Here is a 14,455-nt window from a genome sequence, read left to right on the forward strand (position 1 = left end):
ATATGAGAGCGACCGCCGCGTTATCGGGACTGGAGGTCTCGGCGGCGGTAGCCCCAGAGTCCCACCGCGGTGAGTGCCACGGCGATGGCTGTCATCGCCAGCAACGGTGCCACCTCGGTGTCCTGCGCGGGTAGAGCCGGCGTGTGTGAGAAGGGGGAGAGGTCCAGGGCCCAGTCCGGGAGTTGAAGAAGGTCACCGAGGAACAGAGCCAGCGCGATCCACACGACGAACAGCCAGGCGATCACGGTCCACCGCGGCAGGAATCCGAACAAGGCCAGGGCCAGGGTGGACGCCACCAGCAACGCCGGCAGATAGGCCGCGGCGGCGAGGGTCATCTCACCAACCCAATGCCGGTCTCCGGTGCCCGCCCAGACGCCCACACCGACTCCGACGCCTCCCAGCAGGGTGAGGGCGGCCATCTGCAGTCCCACCGTGGCCGACCACCCCGCCAGATAGCCGGAACGCGTTCGGCCGGAGACGAGCAGCAGTTCCGATCTTCCGGTGGACTCCTCACCCTGCAGGGCCAGGATGCCGGAGACCCCCAGGATCAGCGGGGCGACCATCACGAAGGACAGGATGACCGCTGCGAACTCCGCGGTCAGGTCCGTACCGTCCACGGCGATCCACTCGGCGAGGGCCGGGTTTTCCTCCAGCATGCCGTCAAGCGAGTTGGCCAGGGAGCCCATCGCGATGGCGAAGAAGAACACGCCGACGCCCCATGCCAGAGCCGAGCCTCGCTGGAGTCGCCCGGCCAGGCCGGCGGGGGAGTGCAATCCTCCGGCCGCCGTGGCCGGTCCGCGGCGTGCTGGACGCAGTCCGGCACCGAGATCACGCCGGTGAGACAAGATGATGGCCAGCGCGAACAGGACGACGATCACGGCAAGGGACACCGCCAGCGGCCACCACCGCAGGTCCACGAAGAGACGAGTCTGTTGGGCCCAGGCGAAGGGGGAGAACCAGGACAGCCAAGAGCCGGTGTTCTCGATCACGTCACCCACGCCCCGGAGCAGGTAGGCCACGGCAACTCCCGCCATGGCCATGCCGGTAGCGCTGCGCGCGTGTTCGGTCAGTTGGGCGGCCACAGTGGCCAGGGCAGCGAAGACCAAACCTGTCAGGGCGGTGCCGGCACCGAGGGCCAGCGAACTATTCAGCTCCAGATCCTCATGGCCGACGGATACCAACCCGAGGGTGGTGGCCGCACCGACGAGGAAGCAGGCCAGCGCCACGGTCCCGACTGCCGCAGTGGCCGGAGCGAAACGGCCTACTGGCAGGGCTCGAATCATCTCCAAACGTCCGGATTCCTCCTCCGCGCGGGTGTGGCGGACCGCCAGGAGGATGGCCATGATGGCGGCAGTGAGGAATACGTAGAGGCTGAGTTCGTTGGCCACCATGGCACCAAAGGTGTAGTCGTCCGCAGCGAAGGCCGGCCCGGTCATCATGATGGTGGCCGGGTTGGTCAGCAGGGCACCGCGCGCCTGGATGGCCTCTTCGGTGGTGAAGGCCTGGTCCAGCGAGTACACCGATCCGTAGACGCCGAGCCCCACTGCGACCGTCCAGAGGAGGATGCGGACCCGGTCGAGTCGGAGGTTGAGCCTCAGCAGCGCGCCGGTCCCAGTGAACGAGGAACCTGCCTTCGGCGCCGCATGGGTGGGGCCCGCCGCCAGAGGACGACGCCGGTCGAGGGCCGTCATCGCGATCCCTCCCGCTGGCCCTGCTCAGACTGGCGCTCACGGTCCTGGTCCTCATCGCCGTAATGGCGCAGGAAGAGATCCTCCAGCGAAGGCGGCGCGATTGTCAGGTTTTGCACCCCAGTAGCGGCCAGGACGCCGAGCACCCGGGTCAAGTGGTGGTGGTCGACGTCGAAGCGGACGCGCCCCCGATCAACGGCCAAGTCGTGGATGCCCTCGAGCCCATCCAGCCCATGCACCCCGGCCGGACCCGCGGTAGCGGCCGGACCCGCGGTAGCGGGCAGGCCGACGTCGAGGGTGGCGTTCACCGTGGACCGGGTCAGGTGACGCAGGTCGTTCAGGGTGCCGCTTTCCACGGCCTTTCCCGCACGGATGATCGTGACCTTGTCACAGAGCTTCTCCACCTCGGCAAGGATGTGGCTGGACAGCAGCACGGTCCTGCCTTCGTCCCGGAGGGCGCGAACCTCGGCCTGGAAGACGGCCTCCATCAGTGGGTCCAGCCCGGACGTGGGCTCGTCGAAGACGAACAACTCCGCATCGGAGGCGAGGGCGGCCACAAGGGCCACTTTCTGTCGGTTTCCCTTGGAGTACGTGCGGGCCTTCTTGGTCGGATCCAACTCGAAACGGCCGAGCAGTTCCTCGCGGCGGACGCTGTTCGCACGCTGACCCGCCCGACGGCGCTCCTGGCCACCCAGGCGGGCCAGCACGTCGATGGCTTCACCGCCGGTCAGGTTGGGCCACAGGGTCACATCGCCGGGAACATAGGCGAGCCGACGGTGGATGACGACCTGATCCGCCCAGGCATCCTGACCCAGGACTCGGGCCGTGCCGGAGTCGGCTCGGAGCAGGCCCAGCAGGATGCGGATCGCGGTGGACTTGCCAGCACCATTCGGACCGAGGAAACCCGTGACCTGGCCGGTGGGCACCTCGAGATCGAAGCCGTCGAGGGCACGGGTGGTGCCGAACGTCTTGACCAGGCCCTTCGCTTCGACGGCGATCGCTGGCGTGGCTGATTGGAAGGTCATGATGTGGTCCTTTCGGTGCTCTGGGCGGAGCCCTGTCCCTCAAGGTAGGCATCCAACAGGGTGGAATCCGTGAGGAGCGGCTCGGTGAAAACCTCCAGGGTGGGCTGGAGGATACGGTCCACGTACGCGGCGAACCAGGCCGGCAACTCGGCCAGGTTCAGGGGGTCTTTCCCCGCGGGAAGGTTCAGCAGCAGGGATCCGAGTGCGAAGTCAGTGAGGAGGCGTGCCCTGGCAGCTTCATCCCGACTGGGGGAGACGGTGCCCGCGCGCACGCCTTCCCTGAGGTAGTCGACCGTGTCTGCCACCATCCCTTCGACCAGCCGACTCGTGAGCTCACCACCGCTCTGCAAGCAGCGCAGGACGTAGCCCACGAGAGGGGTATAGCCCTCAAGCTGGGCCAATTGGGCCAACATCGCCGCGGGTGCGCCAGCGGGCAGCATCAGTTCCGCCTTGTTGACCCGGATCGAAGCCTGGACATAGTCGTCACAGGCGCTGCGCAGTCCGGCGCGGGAACCGAAGTGGTGCATGATCAGCCCCGCGCTGACGCCGGCGTCAGAGGCGATGGAGCGCAGTGGAGCTTCCAGACCGTCCTGGGCGAACCGCAGGATGGCAGCGTCCCGGATCCGGGCCTTGGTGGTCTGATCATCGGATACTGAACGCATGTTCAATAGACTAAACATCTGTTCAAGATTGCGTCAAGGGTTGAGAGCGATCGGGGGAGAGGCTCGCCCTGAACGACAGCGGAGAGATTCGCGGGTACCCAACTGTTCATCTACGAGGCACGCCCCTGAGAGGGCTACAGCATCAGACGGAGTCCGGGGGCCGACTATGACTGGTGGGCGGTGGTCGAGAATCGGTCGCGGAACGCGGTCGGGGTCGTACCCAGATGCCTGGCGAAGGCACGGCGGAGTGTCTCGTCAGAGCCGAGCCCACTGCGTTCTGCAACCCGCGCGATCGGGTGCCCATCGAGGATGAGGGCCCGTGCTGCATCAACCCGAACCTGCTCCAACCAGCGCGCCGGCGTCGTACTAGTCTCGGCCTGGAACATCCGATTCAAGTGCCGCACGCTCACCCCGATGGCTGAAGCCATGGAGGCAACGGAGTGGCCTGCTGCGGGATCGGCCGCAATGGCCTCCATCAACTCCCGCAATAGACCACTTCGTGCGGGGGGCTGACTGAGTGCGGTCGAGAACTGAGACTGCCCTCCAGGTCTCTGCATGAACATCACCAGCTCTCGGGCCACCGTTCGGGCGGCCGCGGCCCCAGTATCCTCCTCGACCAGGGCCAGAGCCAGGTCAATGCCGGCACTGATCCCGGCCGAGGACAGGAACCGGCCATCACGGATGTGGATCACGTCCGGCTCCACCTGGACGCGAGGGTATCGGCGGGCCAGGGTGTGCGCGTGCCGCCAATGCGTGGTGGCACGGCGATCGTCAAGGAAGCCCAACTCGGCCAGCACAAAGGCTCCGGTGCACACTGACGCCACCCTGGATGCCCGTGCCGACAGGGCCTCCACGGCTTCAAGCAGGGCCTCGTCCATGGGCTCGTCCACGAGCCGATGCCCACCGGCGATCAGGACGGTGTCGAAGTCACCGGTGTCCGTCGAAGCTATGGTCTGCGCCAAGACCATCCCCGAGGATGACTTCACGTTCCCGCCGGCAGGAGAGACAGTCTCCAGCTCATAGTGCTCACCCGTCGGGTCGGCCAGGTGGAACACCTCCGCCGGGCCGCTGGCGTCGAGGAGGGTCATTCCATCGAAGACCACGATTCCGATGCGATGCGTCATGTCCGAAATCGAGGGGAGTAGGTCCATAATGACATGGCATCACCTTACCGGTAGCAGCCATGATGGAAAGAGAAGCGCCGCAAACCGGCGCCAAAGGTCAATGAGAGGATTGAGCCGCATGAGCGAGACCATTGCAGGTATCCGGATTCCCGACAGCACCATGGCGCGAGAAGCCACTGAACTCGTCCGGGACGCCGCCACCGACCTCATCTTCCACCACTCCAGGAGGGTCTACGTCTTCGGCTCACTCCGCGGTCAAGAAGAGGGCGTGAACTATGATCCGGAGCTGTTGTACATCGGGGCCATGTTCCACGACCTTGGCCTAACCGAGAAGTACCGCCGGATCGATCAGCGATTCGAGATCGATGCCGCCGACGAGGCTCGCCGCTTTCTGGGTGAGCACGGAATAGGACAGGAGTCCGCGGACAAGGTCTGGGCGGCGATCGCGCTGCACACGACACCCGAGATCCCCTTGCACATGGAGCCGGAGATCGCCCTGGTCACCCGAGGCGTCGAACTGGATGTCCTGGGCCTGGGCTTCGACGCGATCACCCAGGATCAGCGTGAGGCCGTGGTGAACGCTCATCCGCGTCCGGACTTCAAGAATCAGATCCTGGCAGCTTTCACCGAAGGCATCAAGGACCGTCCGGAGACCACCTTCGGCAACGTCAAGGCCGACGTGCTCGAGCATTTCCTGCCCGGATTCCAGCGCGGCGACTTCGTGGAGGTCATTCAGAACTCAGCCTGGCCCGAGTGACCCGTCGAGCTCCCGGGCGACCCATCGAGCAGCGCGGGTCCTCGCCATTATGGACGGTGGTACCGACCGGCATTGATGACAGAACGCCGGAGAATGACAGTCCCCGGACCTCCTTCCACGCTCATGCCCAGAGCGCCGATAATCTGCATTATGTCAACTAGCCGATCGACGAGTACTCAGCGACGTGTCTCGTACCTGGTCAGGAGCACACCCCCGGGAAACGTCCGAGTTTCCACTAGCTTCAGGTTCACCCAGTGATCCAGTGTCGGGAAGAACGGCGTGCCGCCACCCACCAGTACCGGATGCGTGACGATCGCGTACTCGTCGATCAGCCCGGCCCGCAGGGCCGCCGCGGCGAGGGTGGCTCCGCCGATATCCATCTCACCGCCATCCTCAGTCTTGAGCTGAGTGATCTCGGCGACAGCGTCGCCGGTGACCAGGCGGGCGTTCCAGTCGACCGCGCTGGTCGTCGAGGAGAACACCACCTTCGGCATGTCCCGCCAGCGGCGGGCGAACTCGATGTGCGCCGGAATGACGCCAGGCTGCTCGTCGGCGGTCGGCCAGTGGGAACTCATCGTCTCCCACAGCTTGCGCCCGTACAGCGCCAGTTCCGTCACAGCCACCCGGTCGGACCACCACTGGAACAGCTCGTCGCTCGGCACGCCCCAGGTGAGATCGTCGCCGGGCGCGGCAATGTAGCCGTCCAGGCTCACGTTCATCCCCCAGGTCAGTTTCCGCATGGCGTCAGTGTCCCTTGAGCCGGTATTCCGCGTACAGACTAAGAGATTGCGCGGATAGGCGGTCACCGCCACTGGTACTGCTTGACAGGACGGTCGTCCCATCGAAGGCGGATCCAGGATTCTTTGAGTAGCCGACGGAGCACGATGATGGCGTTGGCCAGGTGGGCCCAGGCCTGCTGGGCTTTCTCGCCGCGGTCGAGAACGACCTGGAGCAGTCCGAACCCCCGAGTGTGCCAGGAGTTGGTCCGCTCGATCATCCAACGGCGGGTGTGGTTGATTTTGATGTAGGTGCCCTTCGGGGAGATTTTCCAGTGGCACCCCAGCTCAGTGAGTAGGTCCCGGGTGACGTACGAGTCGTAGCCGGCATCGAGATCGACCCGGATCGTCTCGGGTAGGTGGAAGCCGAACCGGGACAACCGCTCCAGGGTCGGGCGCAGCAACGGCGAGTCGTGTCGGTTGGCCCCGGCGAGCACGACGCCGATCGGCAGGCCGTGGCCCTCGCAGAGCACGGAGCGTTTCTGCCCGGACTTGCCCCGGTCGATCGGATTCCGGCCGGTGTTGTCCCCGCCGCAGGGGGCTTTGACGCAGCACCCATCCACGCTCAGATGCTCAAGGTCCAGGCCGATGAGCCAGTCGAAGGTCTGTAGGACGGCCTGTTCCAGGGCGGCGAAGACGCCGTGGCGGATCCACTCGTCGCGTCGCTCGCGCAGGGTGGTGGCCGAGACGTTCTTGTCGGCGTGCTTGGTGTAGGCCCCGCCGAGGACGAGCCGGGTGACGAGCTTGTCGAACACGATCCGGTCATCGATCTTGGGTCGGTGGCATCCGAGCGGGTGGAAGGCTGCAGCGGGTGGTAGCAGTGCTTCGAACTGGCACCACAGGGGTTCGATGATTGAGGATGGAAGTGCTGGCACGGGTCGGGGTCCTTCGCCTCGAATGGATAGGTCGCACTTCCATCGAAACGAACCCCCGCCCGTGCCGGCCCGTAGCGACACGCCCGCCCGCAGGATCCGGGTCACACCCGCCTATCCGCGCAATCTCTAAGACGGCGCAGATCGGCGCGCCGTGCCGGACTGCAAGGACTGGCCTGTCGGGATGATGGATGCCGATCGGGCCGTCGACCAGGCGAGGGACGCGCGCAAGTCCGGGGCCGACGTCGTTCTCGTTCATATGCATGCCGGCAGCGAATACCAGGCCTTGGCCGAGCAGGACGCTGGCGTATTCGAAGTGACGGCGGCCGAGTGGCCCCCCACGGTCAGGCGAAAGGGCGGGATGCTGCGTCCAGCGTCTGGACTTCGGCTTCGGTCAACGCGAGGGAACCGACAGCCACCAGCGCGGGAAGCTGCTCGGGCGTGGATGCCGAGGCGATCGGGGCAGTCACCCCCTGGGCGAGCTGCCAGGCCAGGGCCACCGTTGCCGGCTCGACGCCGCGTGCCTCGGCTACCCGGACCAGTTCGTCCACCACGGCGAAGCCCTCTTCGGTGGCATATCCCTCGGCCATGCCTTGGCGGGCCCTGCCCTCGAGATCGGCGGCGGAGCGGTACTTGCCCGTGAGGAAGCCGGACGCCAGGGCGAAGTACGGGAAGGTGGCGGCACCGAACTCTCGGGCGATCGGCAGATAGCCGGACTCGAAATCCTGGCGGTGCACCAGGTTGTACTGCGGCTGGATGGCCACCGGCACCGCGAGACCGTTCGCGGTGGCGTACTCGAACCACTGACGCATGCGCTCCGGCGAGTAGTTGGACAGCGCGATGTGGCGGACCTTGCCGGCCTTGACGAGGCCGTCGTAGGTCGAGGCCTGGTCCTCGATGGAGACGTTCTCATCGTCATAGTGCGCGTAGTACACGTCGATGTAGTCGGTCTGCAGCCGATCCAGTGAGGCCTCCAGGGCCGCCACCACGGAATCGTGCCGTTGGTTGTCGTAGGGTGCCAGGCCGCCCATCTTCGTGGCCAGGACGACCTGCTCCCGTGTGGGAGGACGTCATCCGATCACCCTATCGGCCGCCTGGACGGCGGGGCCCAACCCTCCACCGCAACTCCACCGTCCACTAATGTGTCCACCACCGCCTTCAAGGAGCATTGCCATGTTGCTGGAACGGATCTACGACCACGACCTGTCCCAGGCCAGTTATCTGCTCGGCTGTCAGAAGACCGGGGAAGCCATCGTGGTGGACCCCCGCCGGGACATCCAGGAGTACCTGGACCTCGCCGCCCGGAACGGGATGCGGATCACCGCAGTGACGGAGACCCACATCCATGCCGACTATCTCTCGGGATCCCGAGAACTCGCCCACGCGACCGACGCCATACTCTGGGTCTCGGCGGAGGGCGGCCCGGACTGGCAGTACGGCTTCGAGGCCGAGCGACTGCATGACCGTGACACGATCGCCCTGGGCAACATCACTCTCCAGGCACTGCACACCCCCGGGCACACCCCGGAGCACCTGTCCTTCCTCGTCACCGATGGCACCGTCACCACCGAGCCGGGGTATCTTCTCTCGGGCGATTTCGTGTTTGCGGGCGATCTCGGCCGCCCCGATCTTCTCGACGAGGCGGCCGGTGGCGTGGACACCCGTTTCGAGGGGGCCCGGCAGCTCTTCGCGTCCCTCCGAGACGTCTTCCTCACGCTTCCTGACCACGTGCAAGTCTTTCCGGGCCACGGCGCCGGATCACCGTGTGGCAAGGCGCTCGGTGCCTTGCCGTCCACCTCCGTGGGCTATGAGCGGCTGTACTCGTGGTGGCGCAGGCATCTGGCGGCCGGGGACGAGCGAGGTTTCATCCACGAGCTGCTCGACGGGCAGCCGGACGCCCACGCGTACTTCGGGCGCATGAAACACCAGAACCGCCAGGGGCCAGAAGTCATGGGACCCAGGGCGGCGCTGGCCGAATGGGACATCGCCACGGTCGCCGCCGGTCTGGACAACGGATCCCTCGTGCTCGTTGACACCCGCCCGGTAGAGGCGGTCCACCGCGGGACAGTGCGAGACGCGCTGTCCCTGCCGAACCCCGGCAAGGTGGCCAGCCACGGGGCGTGGGCCTACGACCCCGAGCAGGACTCGGCCCCGATCGTCCTCCTGGCCGAGGACGGCGAGAAGGCTCACCGGCTCTGGGACCACCTGGTCCGCGTCGGCATCGACCAAGTGGTGGGCTACGTCCGGAGCATCGAGGGACTACCGAGCAGCACACCCCTTCGCCTCTCCCCTGCCGATCTCGATTCCGCTGGCCACGTCGTCCTGCTGGATGTGCGCAGTAAGGGCGAGTTTGCCGACGGGCACATCCCCGGCGCCCGGCAGCTCAATGCCGGCAAGGTCCTATGGAATCAGGACGCGCTCCCCCGCCAACGCGTCATCGTGACCTATTGCCAGACCGGCATCCGCAACTCCGTGGCAGCCTCCGCCCTGCGCCGCGCCGGCTTCACCATCGCCGAACTGGAGGGGTCCTATGCCGGCTGGCAGGCCTGGGCGTCTCGGTCTCCGGAGCCTTCAGGGACACCCGTGCACGACGCCGGCCGGGCACCCACCGCAGAGCCCGTCGCCTGAGTCTGTTCCGCGGGCCCGCTTCGCTCCTAGGCTGTGGCGATGACCACTGACCCGCTCCCGGACCCTGCGGGGCCCGCCTATGGGCTCCAACTCTGCGTTGACTGTGCACGCCCTCACGAGCTCGCCGACTGGTGGGCCGTGGCCCTTCGCTGGGAGGTCGAGACCCAGGACGAGGACTTCATCCGCCGCATGGTGGCCGAGGGCCACGCCATTGATGCCGACACCACGACCCACCGTGGCCGGTTGGTGTGGGCCAGCGGCACCGCCATCAACCCACCGAGGGACGCTGAGGGAGCGGGCGATCGACCCCGCATCCTCTTCCAGGCCGTCCCCGAATCCAAATCCGTCAAGAACCGAGTCCACTGGGACCTGCGCGAACCCGGCGCCGATGATGAGCGCCGCGCCGGTGAACTGCACCGGCTGGTCGACCTGGGCGCCACGCAGGTCGACACGGGACGCCAGGGCCCGTGGACCTGGACCGTTCTGCAGGACCCGGAGGGCAACGAATTCTGTCTCTAGGTGCTGGGCGTCAGGCCAGCAGAACAGCCACGCCCACACAGGCGCACGCCCACAGCTGGCTCGCGAAGGTCCCGAGGATGAACCGTTCGGCCGCGCCGGACTTGCCCAGTTCCGAATACCGGCCCAGCGCCTTGACCGCCAGAATGATCGCCAGCCCTTCGGGCCAGCCCATGATCAGCGTTGAGGCCACGGCCAATCGCTCGAGGACACCGATCCAGGCCCCGCCTCGCAAGACGGGCTGTGCGTTGATCTCCTCGTTGAAGACCTTCTCGCCCTCTGGTCCAGTCAGGACCTGCTGGTGCTCCGGGTGGGACGAGTTGAAGGACAGCCGCAAGATCGCCACCGTGGGAGAGCTTCCGCCCACCGTCGCTGCCAGAACGGCCAAAGGCCCGGAGACCGCCCACCCCGCTCCCCCGCCCGAGAGCAACGCCACCACGGCGGCCGCACCCAACAGGAGGATCTGGACCAGTGCAGAGCAGTACAACCAGACCTGTGGATGGCTCGGCGTTCCTCGCCATCGCTCGAGATACTGGGGCACCCCGACCAGGCCGGACACCACCAGCAGCGCCACTGACACCGCTGCCAAGCCTGTCATCCCTGCCCCCCTGATCCACCTCCGCCATCGACCAGCCGGTCAACGCGCTCCAGCATGCCAGAGACCACGGACGCCAGACGTCGGGACTCACCCCACATTCCCGTGCGCAGTCGCGAACTCACCGCTTGCTGGGTGACACGCAACTCATGAGCAGCCTCGCGTTGCGTCCTGCCGGCGTCCACCAGCCGGCCGGCATCCTGACCTTCCTCGCTGCGCCGATGCTCGAGTTCTGCCAGTAGCTGCAGGCTCGCTTCGATCGCCTCCAACAGCTCGGACACCTCGTCCCCCACAGCAGCCGCGGTGGGTGATTCAGCGGAGCCGGTCGAGTCGGTGGAGTCAGTGGGGCCACCGGCCGTGACCGGACCGGCCACGGCCACCCGGCCGGGCGAATGCTTGGCTCGCTCGACGGCGATGCGGGCGTACTCGAAGGCGGGCCCGGCACCGGCACGGGTCTCCGCCGGCAGGGGCTGGCGCACCTGGCCGACCCCGATTCCCACACTCCAATGGCCGGACCGCGCCGCCGAGAGGGCGATGCCCACCACGATCTCGGCTCGATCCACCACACCCTGTACCTCGTCCCCCGCCGTGCGCTGGAACGGGCGGACGATGCCACGGCCGGGCTCGTTCTCCTCTTGGTCTACGAGTCCCTCGATGAGGGCGGCCACCCGATCCGGCCCCCGGCTGGAAGCACGCTGGTCCATAGTCATGACGAACATTTCACAAGCCTAGTGTTTAGTAGAGTAGTAAACAAGGGGTCGCGCTTGTCGCCAGCGGGGCGTCTAGAGTGGAGAGATGCCTGCTTCTTCCGAAACCCCACTCGCGGCCGATGCACGGACGACGCGGCACGCGCCCACCCGGGCCTCGCGCTGGATGTGGATGAACTTGACGCTGGACGCGGTGTTGATCGTCCTCTTCGCCGCGCAGGGGCGCAAGACGCACGAGTCCGGCACGGATCTCGGCGGCCTTCTCTTCACCGCACTCCCCTTCCTGTTGGCCTGGGCCATCGCCACCGCACTCACCCGCCCGCACCGCACCTGGGCGCAGATCTGGCCGGCCGGCGTCGTGGTGTGGCTGGTGACCGTGGCCGGCGGCCTCGCCCTGCGGGTGGCCTTCGGCGGCACCGCCGCCCTGGCGTTCCAGTGGGTGACGGCAGGTGCCCTGGCCGTGCTCCTCCTGGGCCGCCGTGCCGTCACCGCGCTTATCCTGCGGTCGCGACGTCGACGCCGGTCCTAGGATGGCCTCGAGACCGAACGAGACCAACAGAAGCACCCAGGAGGAACCACGATGGTGACAGCCTTCGTCATGATCAAGACCGACCCGGACCGCATCCCGGAATGTGCAGAGCAGTTGGCCGACCTGAACGGCGTCACGTCCGTCTACTCGGTGACGGGAAACTGGGACCTCGTGGCCATGGTTCGCCTGCGCCAGTACGAGGACCTGGCTGACGTCATCGCAGACCAGATGTCCAAGGTGGAGGGCATCCGGGACACCGAGACCATGCTCGCCTTCCGCGCCTATTCACGCCATGATCTGGAAGAGGGCTTCGCCCTCGGCTTCGAGAACATCGAGCAGTAGCAGCCCAGTAGCCGCCCTCAACCGGACAGGACGACCCTCATGGGCGTCCAGCGATCCAAACGATTTCGGGGCCTCCGAGGTGACAGCGGCGAACGGGGCGACCGGGCTCAGGAGTGCGAGACCTCCACCCAGGAGTCCAGTGCACCCTGGGCGGCGCCGGAATCGATCGATTCCGCCGCACGCACCATGTTCGCCTTAATCCTGTCGAAGAGGTGCCCCTCCGCCGAGGTGTCGAAGGCGGTGAGGCCAGCGGCCGCGTTCAGCAGTACCGCATCGCGGACCGGGCCCACCTGGCCTGCCAGCAGATCGCGGATGATCCCGGCGTTGTGCTGGCCATCCCGGCCAGCCAAGGCCTCCACGGCCGCCAGGTCGATCCCGAAGTCCTGCGGGTTGAGTTCATGTTCGGTCACCACACCGTTGCGGATCTCGAAGATGGTCGACGGGCCGGACGTGGTGATCTTGTCCCGGCCATCGCTGCCGCGGAAGACGAGTCCGCGCAGCCCACGATCGGCCAGCACACCAGCCAGTAATGGGGCCATGCGGGCACTGGCGCATCCCAGCGCCTGGGCACGCACACCCGAGGGGTTGGTCAGAGGTCCGAGGTAATTGAAGACGGTCGGCACGCCCAGCTGCTTGCGCGCCGGGGCCACGTATTTCATGGACGGGTGGTACCCCTGCGCGAACAGGAAGGTGATTCCCGCCGTCGTGGCACACTCGAGCACCTTGTCCACTGACATGGACAGGTCGACCCCGAGGGCCTCGATCACGTCGGCAGCGCCCGCCGTGGAGGACGCGCCACGGTTGCCGTGCTTGACCACCGTTGCACCCGCCCCCACAGCCACCAGCGAAGACATGGTGGAGATGTTGACCGTCCCGAGCTTGTCTCCCCCGGTGCCGACGATGTCCAGCGTCTCCCCCGGGACCTCGAGATGCACCGCGTTGTCCAGCATGACCTGCGTCAGGCCCAGTAGCTCCCCAACTGTCTCCCCCTTGGCGGCGAGGGCCACCAGGAACCCGGCGATCTGCGCGTCCGTGGCGTTGCCGGACATGATCTCCTGCATCGCCCACATGGCCTCGTCGGTGGTGAGGTCCTGACGGGACACCAACCGCCCGAAGACGAAGGGCCAGGACAGGGATGCAGTCGACGAAGTACTCACGCGATTCATGCTATCCCTGCACCGCGACGCCGCCGAAGCGTGCGACCGCCTATTGCAGACCACGTGGTACGGGTCATACTCTCAGTTTCGGGTGACCGATGTGGAGACCGAAGGCGAGTACGTGCCGTCAGTTCTCCTGCCCCCTTCCCACACGGGCCGCATTAGGACATACTCATGACTCGTAACCTCGTGGCCAGCTCGGGCGGAAACATTGATTGACCTGCAATCCTGCGAGATTGCTGGACATTCCTGGCCAACTGGGTGGGAAATCGATCAATACGGGAAGAACGTGAAACGCCGAAACGTTCGTCGCATTGGAGCCATTGGGTGTTTTAGGGCCATAATGGCTGGGTGACGACTGCAACCCATGCCCTCCCCCGGCCCGCAACAGGGCTCCCCAGCCGACCCAATATGGTGCAAGTGGGCACCATGGTCTGGCTCTCCAGCGAGCTCATGTTCTTCGGCGGCCTCTTCGCCATGTACTTCACGCTGAAGTCCACCTCCCCCGAGTTGTGGGCCGAGAGCACGGCGACTCTGAATGTCCCCCTGGCCTTCGTGAACACCCTGATCCTTGTGGCCAGCTCCTTCACGGCCCAGGCCGGCGTGTTCGCCGCCGAGCGCCTCCAGCCGCGCCGCACCGGAGGCCCGCTCGCCCTTAAGAGCTGGGGCATGGTCGAGTGGTTCATCCTGACCTTCATCATGGGTGCGATCTTCGTCTCCGTGCAGTGCTACGAGTACGCGGTGCTCGTCTCCCACGGCATCACGATCGACGCCAATGCCTACGGTTCTGCCTTCTACATCACGACCGGCTTCCACGCCATCCACGTGACCGGCGGCCTCATCGCCTTCCTCTTCATCATCGGTCGCGCCTACCTGGCCAAGCGCTTCGGTCACCACGAGGCCACCTCCGCCATCGTCGTCTCCTACTACTGGCACTTCGTCGATGTCGTCTGGATCGCCCTCTTCGCCATCGTCTACTTCCTGAAATAGACCACGCCGTCCTCCCGGCACACCCGCACCACACCGAGGTAGACCGGATTCGGAACGTCACCCTCCTCCGGTCACAAAAGAAACGTT

Annotated in this window: 15 protein-coding genes and 1 pseudogene; 6 read left to right on the plus strand and 10 right to left on the minus strand. The window is 66.3% G+C overall.

What is annotated here, in order from left to right:
- Positions 1 to 20 precede the first annotated feature (20 nt).
- The 4 genes from C8E99_RS04590 to C8E99_RS04605 all read right to left on the minus strand — a co-directional run bounded on the left by C8E99_RS04590 (position 21) and on the right by C8E99_RS04605 (position 4,499).
- Positions 21 to 1,691, minus strand: coding sequence for an ABC transporter permease (locus C8E99_RS04590; protein WP_245952088.1), 1,671 nt, complete (start codon positions 1,689 to 1,691; stop codon positions 21 to 23).
- The gene (locus C8E99_RS04595) at positions 1,688 to 2,713 is read right to left on the minus strand and encodes an ABC transporter ATP-binding protein (RefSeq protein ID WP_115931299.1); all 1,026 of its coding nucleotides are present in this window, start codon (positions 2,711 to 2,713) and stop codon (positions 1,688 to 1,690) included. The genes C8E99_RS04590 and C8E99_RS04595 overlap by 4 nt, the downstream gene beginning before the upstream one ends.
- A complete protein-coding gene (locus C8E99_RS04600; RefSeq protein WP_115931300.1) occupies positions 2,710 to 3,375 on the minus strand; it encodes a TetR/AcrR family transcriptional regulator in 666 nt (221 codons plus the stop codon). The genes C8E99_RS04595 and C8E99_RS04600 overlap by 4 nt, the downstream gene beginning before the upstream one ends.
- Before the next feature lie 164 nt (positions 3,376 to 3,539).
- Positions 3,540 to 4,499, minus strand: coding sequence for a GlxA family transcriptional regulator (locus C8E99_RS04605; protein WP_115933225.1), 960 nt, complete (start codon positions 4,497 to 4,499; stop codon positions 3,540 to 3,542).
- Positions 4,500 to 4,617: 118 nt separating this feature from the next.
- Here C8E99_RS04605 and C8E99_RS04610 point away from each other — a divergent pair, with 118 nt between their 5' ends.
- The gene (locus C8E99_RS04610; RefSeq protein ID WP_115931301.1) at positions 4,618 to 5,256 is read left to right on the plus strand and encodes an HD domain-containing protein; all 639 of its coding nucleotides are present in this window, start codon (positions 4,618 to 4,620) and stop codon (positions 5,254 to 5,256) included.
- Between the two features lie 176 nt (positions 5,257 to 5,432).
- Here the strand turns inward: C8E99_RS04610 and C8E99_RS04615 are convergent, their stop codons facing one another.
- From C8E99_RS04615 to C8E99_RS04625, 3 genes and pseudogenes are all read right to left on the minus strand, one after another.
- Complete coding sequence (locus C8E99_RS04615; protein WP_115931302.1) at positions 5,433 to 5,996, minus strand: dihydrofolate reductase family protein; 564 nt, start codon at positions 5,994 to 5,996, stop codon at positions 5,433 to 5,435.
- Between the two features lie 62 nt (positions 5,997 to 6,058).
- Positions 6,059 to 6,907, minus strand: coding sequence for an IS5 family transposase (locus tag C8E99_RS04620; protein WP_115930614.1), 849 nt, complete (start codon positions 6,905 to 6,907; stop codon positions 6,059 to 6,061).
- A 341-nt stretch (positions 6,908 to 7,248) separates the two neighbouring features.
- Positions 7,249 to 7,956, minus strand: a pseudogene (locus C8E99_RS04625) (aldo/keto reductase); the annotation flags it as partial.
- A 121-nt stretch (positions 7,957 to 8,077) separates the two neighbouring features.
- On the opposite strand from C8E99_RS04625, the gene C8E99_RS04630 reads away from it, so the two are divergent.
- Positions 8,078 to 9,532, plus strand: a complete 1,455-nt coding sequence (locus C8E99_RS04630) for an MBL fold metallo-hydrolase (RefSeq protein WP_115931303.1) — start codon at positions 8,078 to 8,080, stop codon at positions 9,530 to 9,532.
- Between the two features lie 39 nt (positions 9,533 to 9,571).
- Entirely contained in the window at positions 9,572 to 10,051 is a 480-nt protein-coding gene (locus C8E99_RS04635) for a VOC family protein (RefSeq protein ID WP_115933226.1), read from the plus strand.
- 10 nt (positions 10,052 to 10,061) lie between these two features.
- On the opposite strand, the gene C8E99_RS04640 is transcribed toward C8E99_RS04635, so the two are convergent.
- Complete coding sequence (locus tag C8E99_RS04640) at positions 10,062 to 10,628, minus strand: hypothetical protein (protein ID WP_425452914.1); 567 nt, start codon at positions 10,626 to 10,628, stop codon at positions 10,062 to 10,064.
- 14 nt (positions 10,629 to 10,642) lie between these two features.
- Positions 10,643 to 11,362 carry a hypothetical protein gene (locus C8E99_RS04645; protein WP_211308983.1) on the minus strand — a complete coding sequence of 240 codons (720 nt, stop codon included), beginning with the start codon at positions 11,360 to 11,362 and terminating at the stop codon, positions 10,643 to 10,645.
- A 76-nt stretch (positions 11,363 to 11,438) separates the two neighbouring features.
- Here C8E99_RS04645 and C8E99_RS04650 point away from each other — a divergent pair, with 76 nt between their 5' ends.
- Positions 11,439 to 11,879, plus strand: a complete 441-nt coding sequence (locus C8E99_RS04650) for a DUF3054 domain-containing protein (protein WP_115931305.1) — start codon at positions 11,439 to 11,441, stop codon at positions 11,877 to 11,879.
- Positions 11,880 to 11,930: 51 nt separating this feature from the next.
- A complete protein-coding gene (locus C8E99_RS04655) occupies positions 11,931 to 12,221 on the plus strand; it encodes an Lrp/AsnC family transcriptional regulator (protein WP_115931306.1) in 291 nt (96 codons plus the stop codon).
- 107 nt (positions 12,222 to 12,328) lie between these two features.
- On the opposite strand, the gene trpD is transcribed toward C8E99_RS04655, so the two are convergent.
- Positions 12,329 to 13,387, minus strand: coding sequence for an anthranilate phosphoribosyltransferase (gene trpD, locus C8E99_RS04660; RefSeq protein ID WP_115931307.1), 1,059 nt, complete (start codon positions 13,385 to 13,387; stop codon positions 12,329 to 12,331).
- A 342-nt stretch (positions 13,388 to 13,729) separates the two neighbouring features.
- Here trpD and ctaE point away from each other — a divergent pair, with 342 nt between their 5' ends.
- Positions 13,730 to 14,368, plus strand: a complete 639-nt coding sequence (gene ctaE, locus C8E99_RS04665) for an aa3-type cytochrome oxidase subunit III (RefSeq protein WP_378108347.1) — start codon at positions 13,730 to 13,732, stop codon at positions 14,366 to 14,368.
- Positions 14,369 to 14,455: the final 87 nt, after the last annotated feature.

It is taken from the genome of Citricoccus muralis, from assembly GCF_003386075.1.
GTDB lineage: Bacteria > Actinomycetota > Actinomycetes > Actinomycetales > Micrococcaceae > Citricoccus > Citricoccus muralis.

Coding starts and splice junctions, on each gene's coding strand:
- C8E99_RS04590 (WP_245952088.1), bottom strand. CDS start 1,691: ATGACGGCCCTCGACCGGCGTCGTCCTCTGGCGGCGGGCCCCACCCAT.
- C8E99_RS04595 (WP_115931299.1), bottom strand. CDS start 2,713: ATGACCTTCCAATCAGCCACGCCAGCGATCGCCGTCGAAGCGAAGGGC.
- C8E99_RS04600 (WP_115931300.1), bottom strand. CDS start 3,375: ATGCGTTCAGTATCCGATGATCAGACCACCAAGGCCCGGATCCGGGAC.
- C8E99_RS04605 (WP_115933225.1), bottom strand. CDS start 4,499: ATGACGCATCGCATCGGAATCGTGGTCTTCGATGGAATGACCCTCCTC.
- C8E99_RS04610 (WP_115931301.1), top strand. CDS start 4,618: ATGAGCGAGACCATTGCAGGTATCCGGATTCCCGACAGCACCATGGCG.
- C8E99_RS04615 (WP_115931302.1), bottom strand. CDS start 5,996: ATGCGGAAACTGACCTGGGGGATGAACGTGAGCCTGGACGGCTACATT.
- C8E99_RS04630 (WP_115931303.1), top strand. CDS start 8,078: ATGTTGCTGGAACGGATCTACGACCACGACCTGTCCCAGGCCAGTTAT.
- C8E99_RS04635 (WP_115933226.1), top strand. CDS start 9,572: ATGACCACTGACCCGCTCCCGGACCCTGCGGGGCCCGCCTATGGGCTC.
- C8E99_RS04645 (WP_211308983.1), bottom strand. CDS start 11,362: ATGTTCGTCATGACTATGGACCAGCGTGCTTCCAGCCGGGGGCCGGAT.
- C8E99_RS04650 (WP_115931305.1), top strand. CDS start 11,439: ATGCCTGCTTCTTCCGAAACCCCACTCGCGGCCGATGCACGGACGACG.
- C8E99_RS04655 (WP_115931306.1), top strand. CDS start 11,931: ATGGTGACAGCCTTCGTCATGATCAAGACCGACCCGGACCGCATCCCG.
- trpD (WP_115931307.1), bottom strand. CDS start 13,387: ATGAATCGCGTGAGTACTTCGTCGACTGCATCCCTGTCCTGGCCCTTC.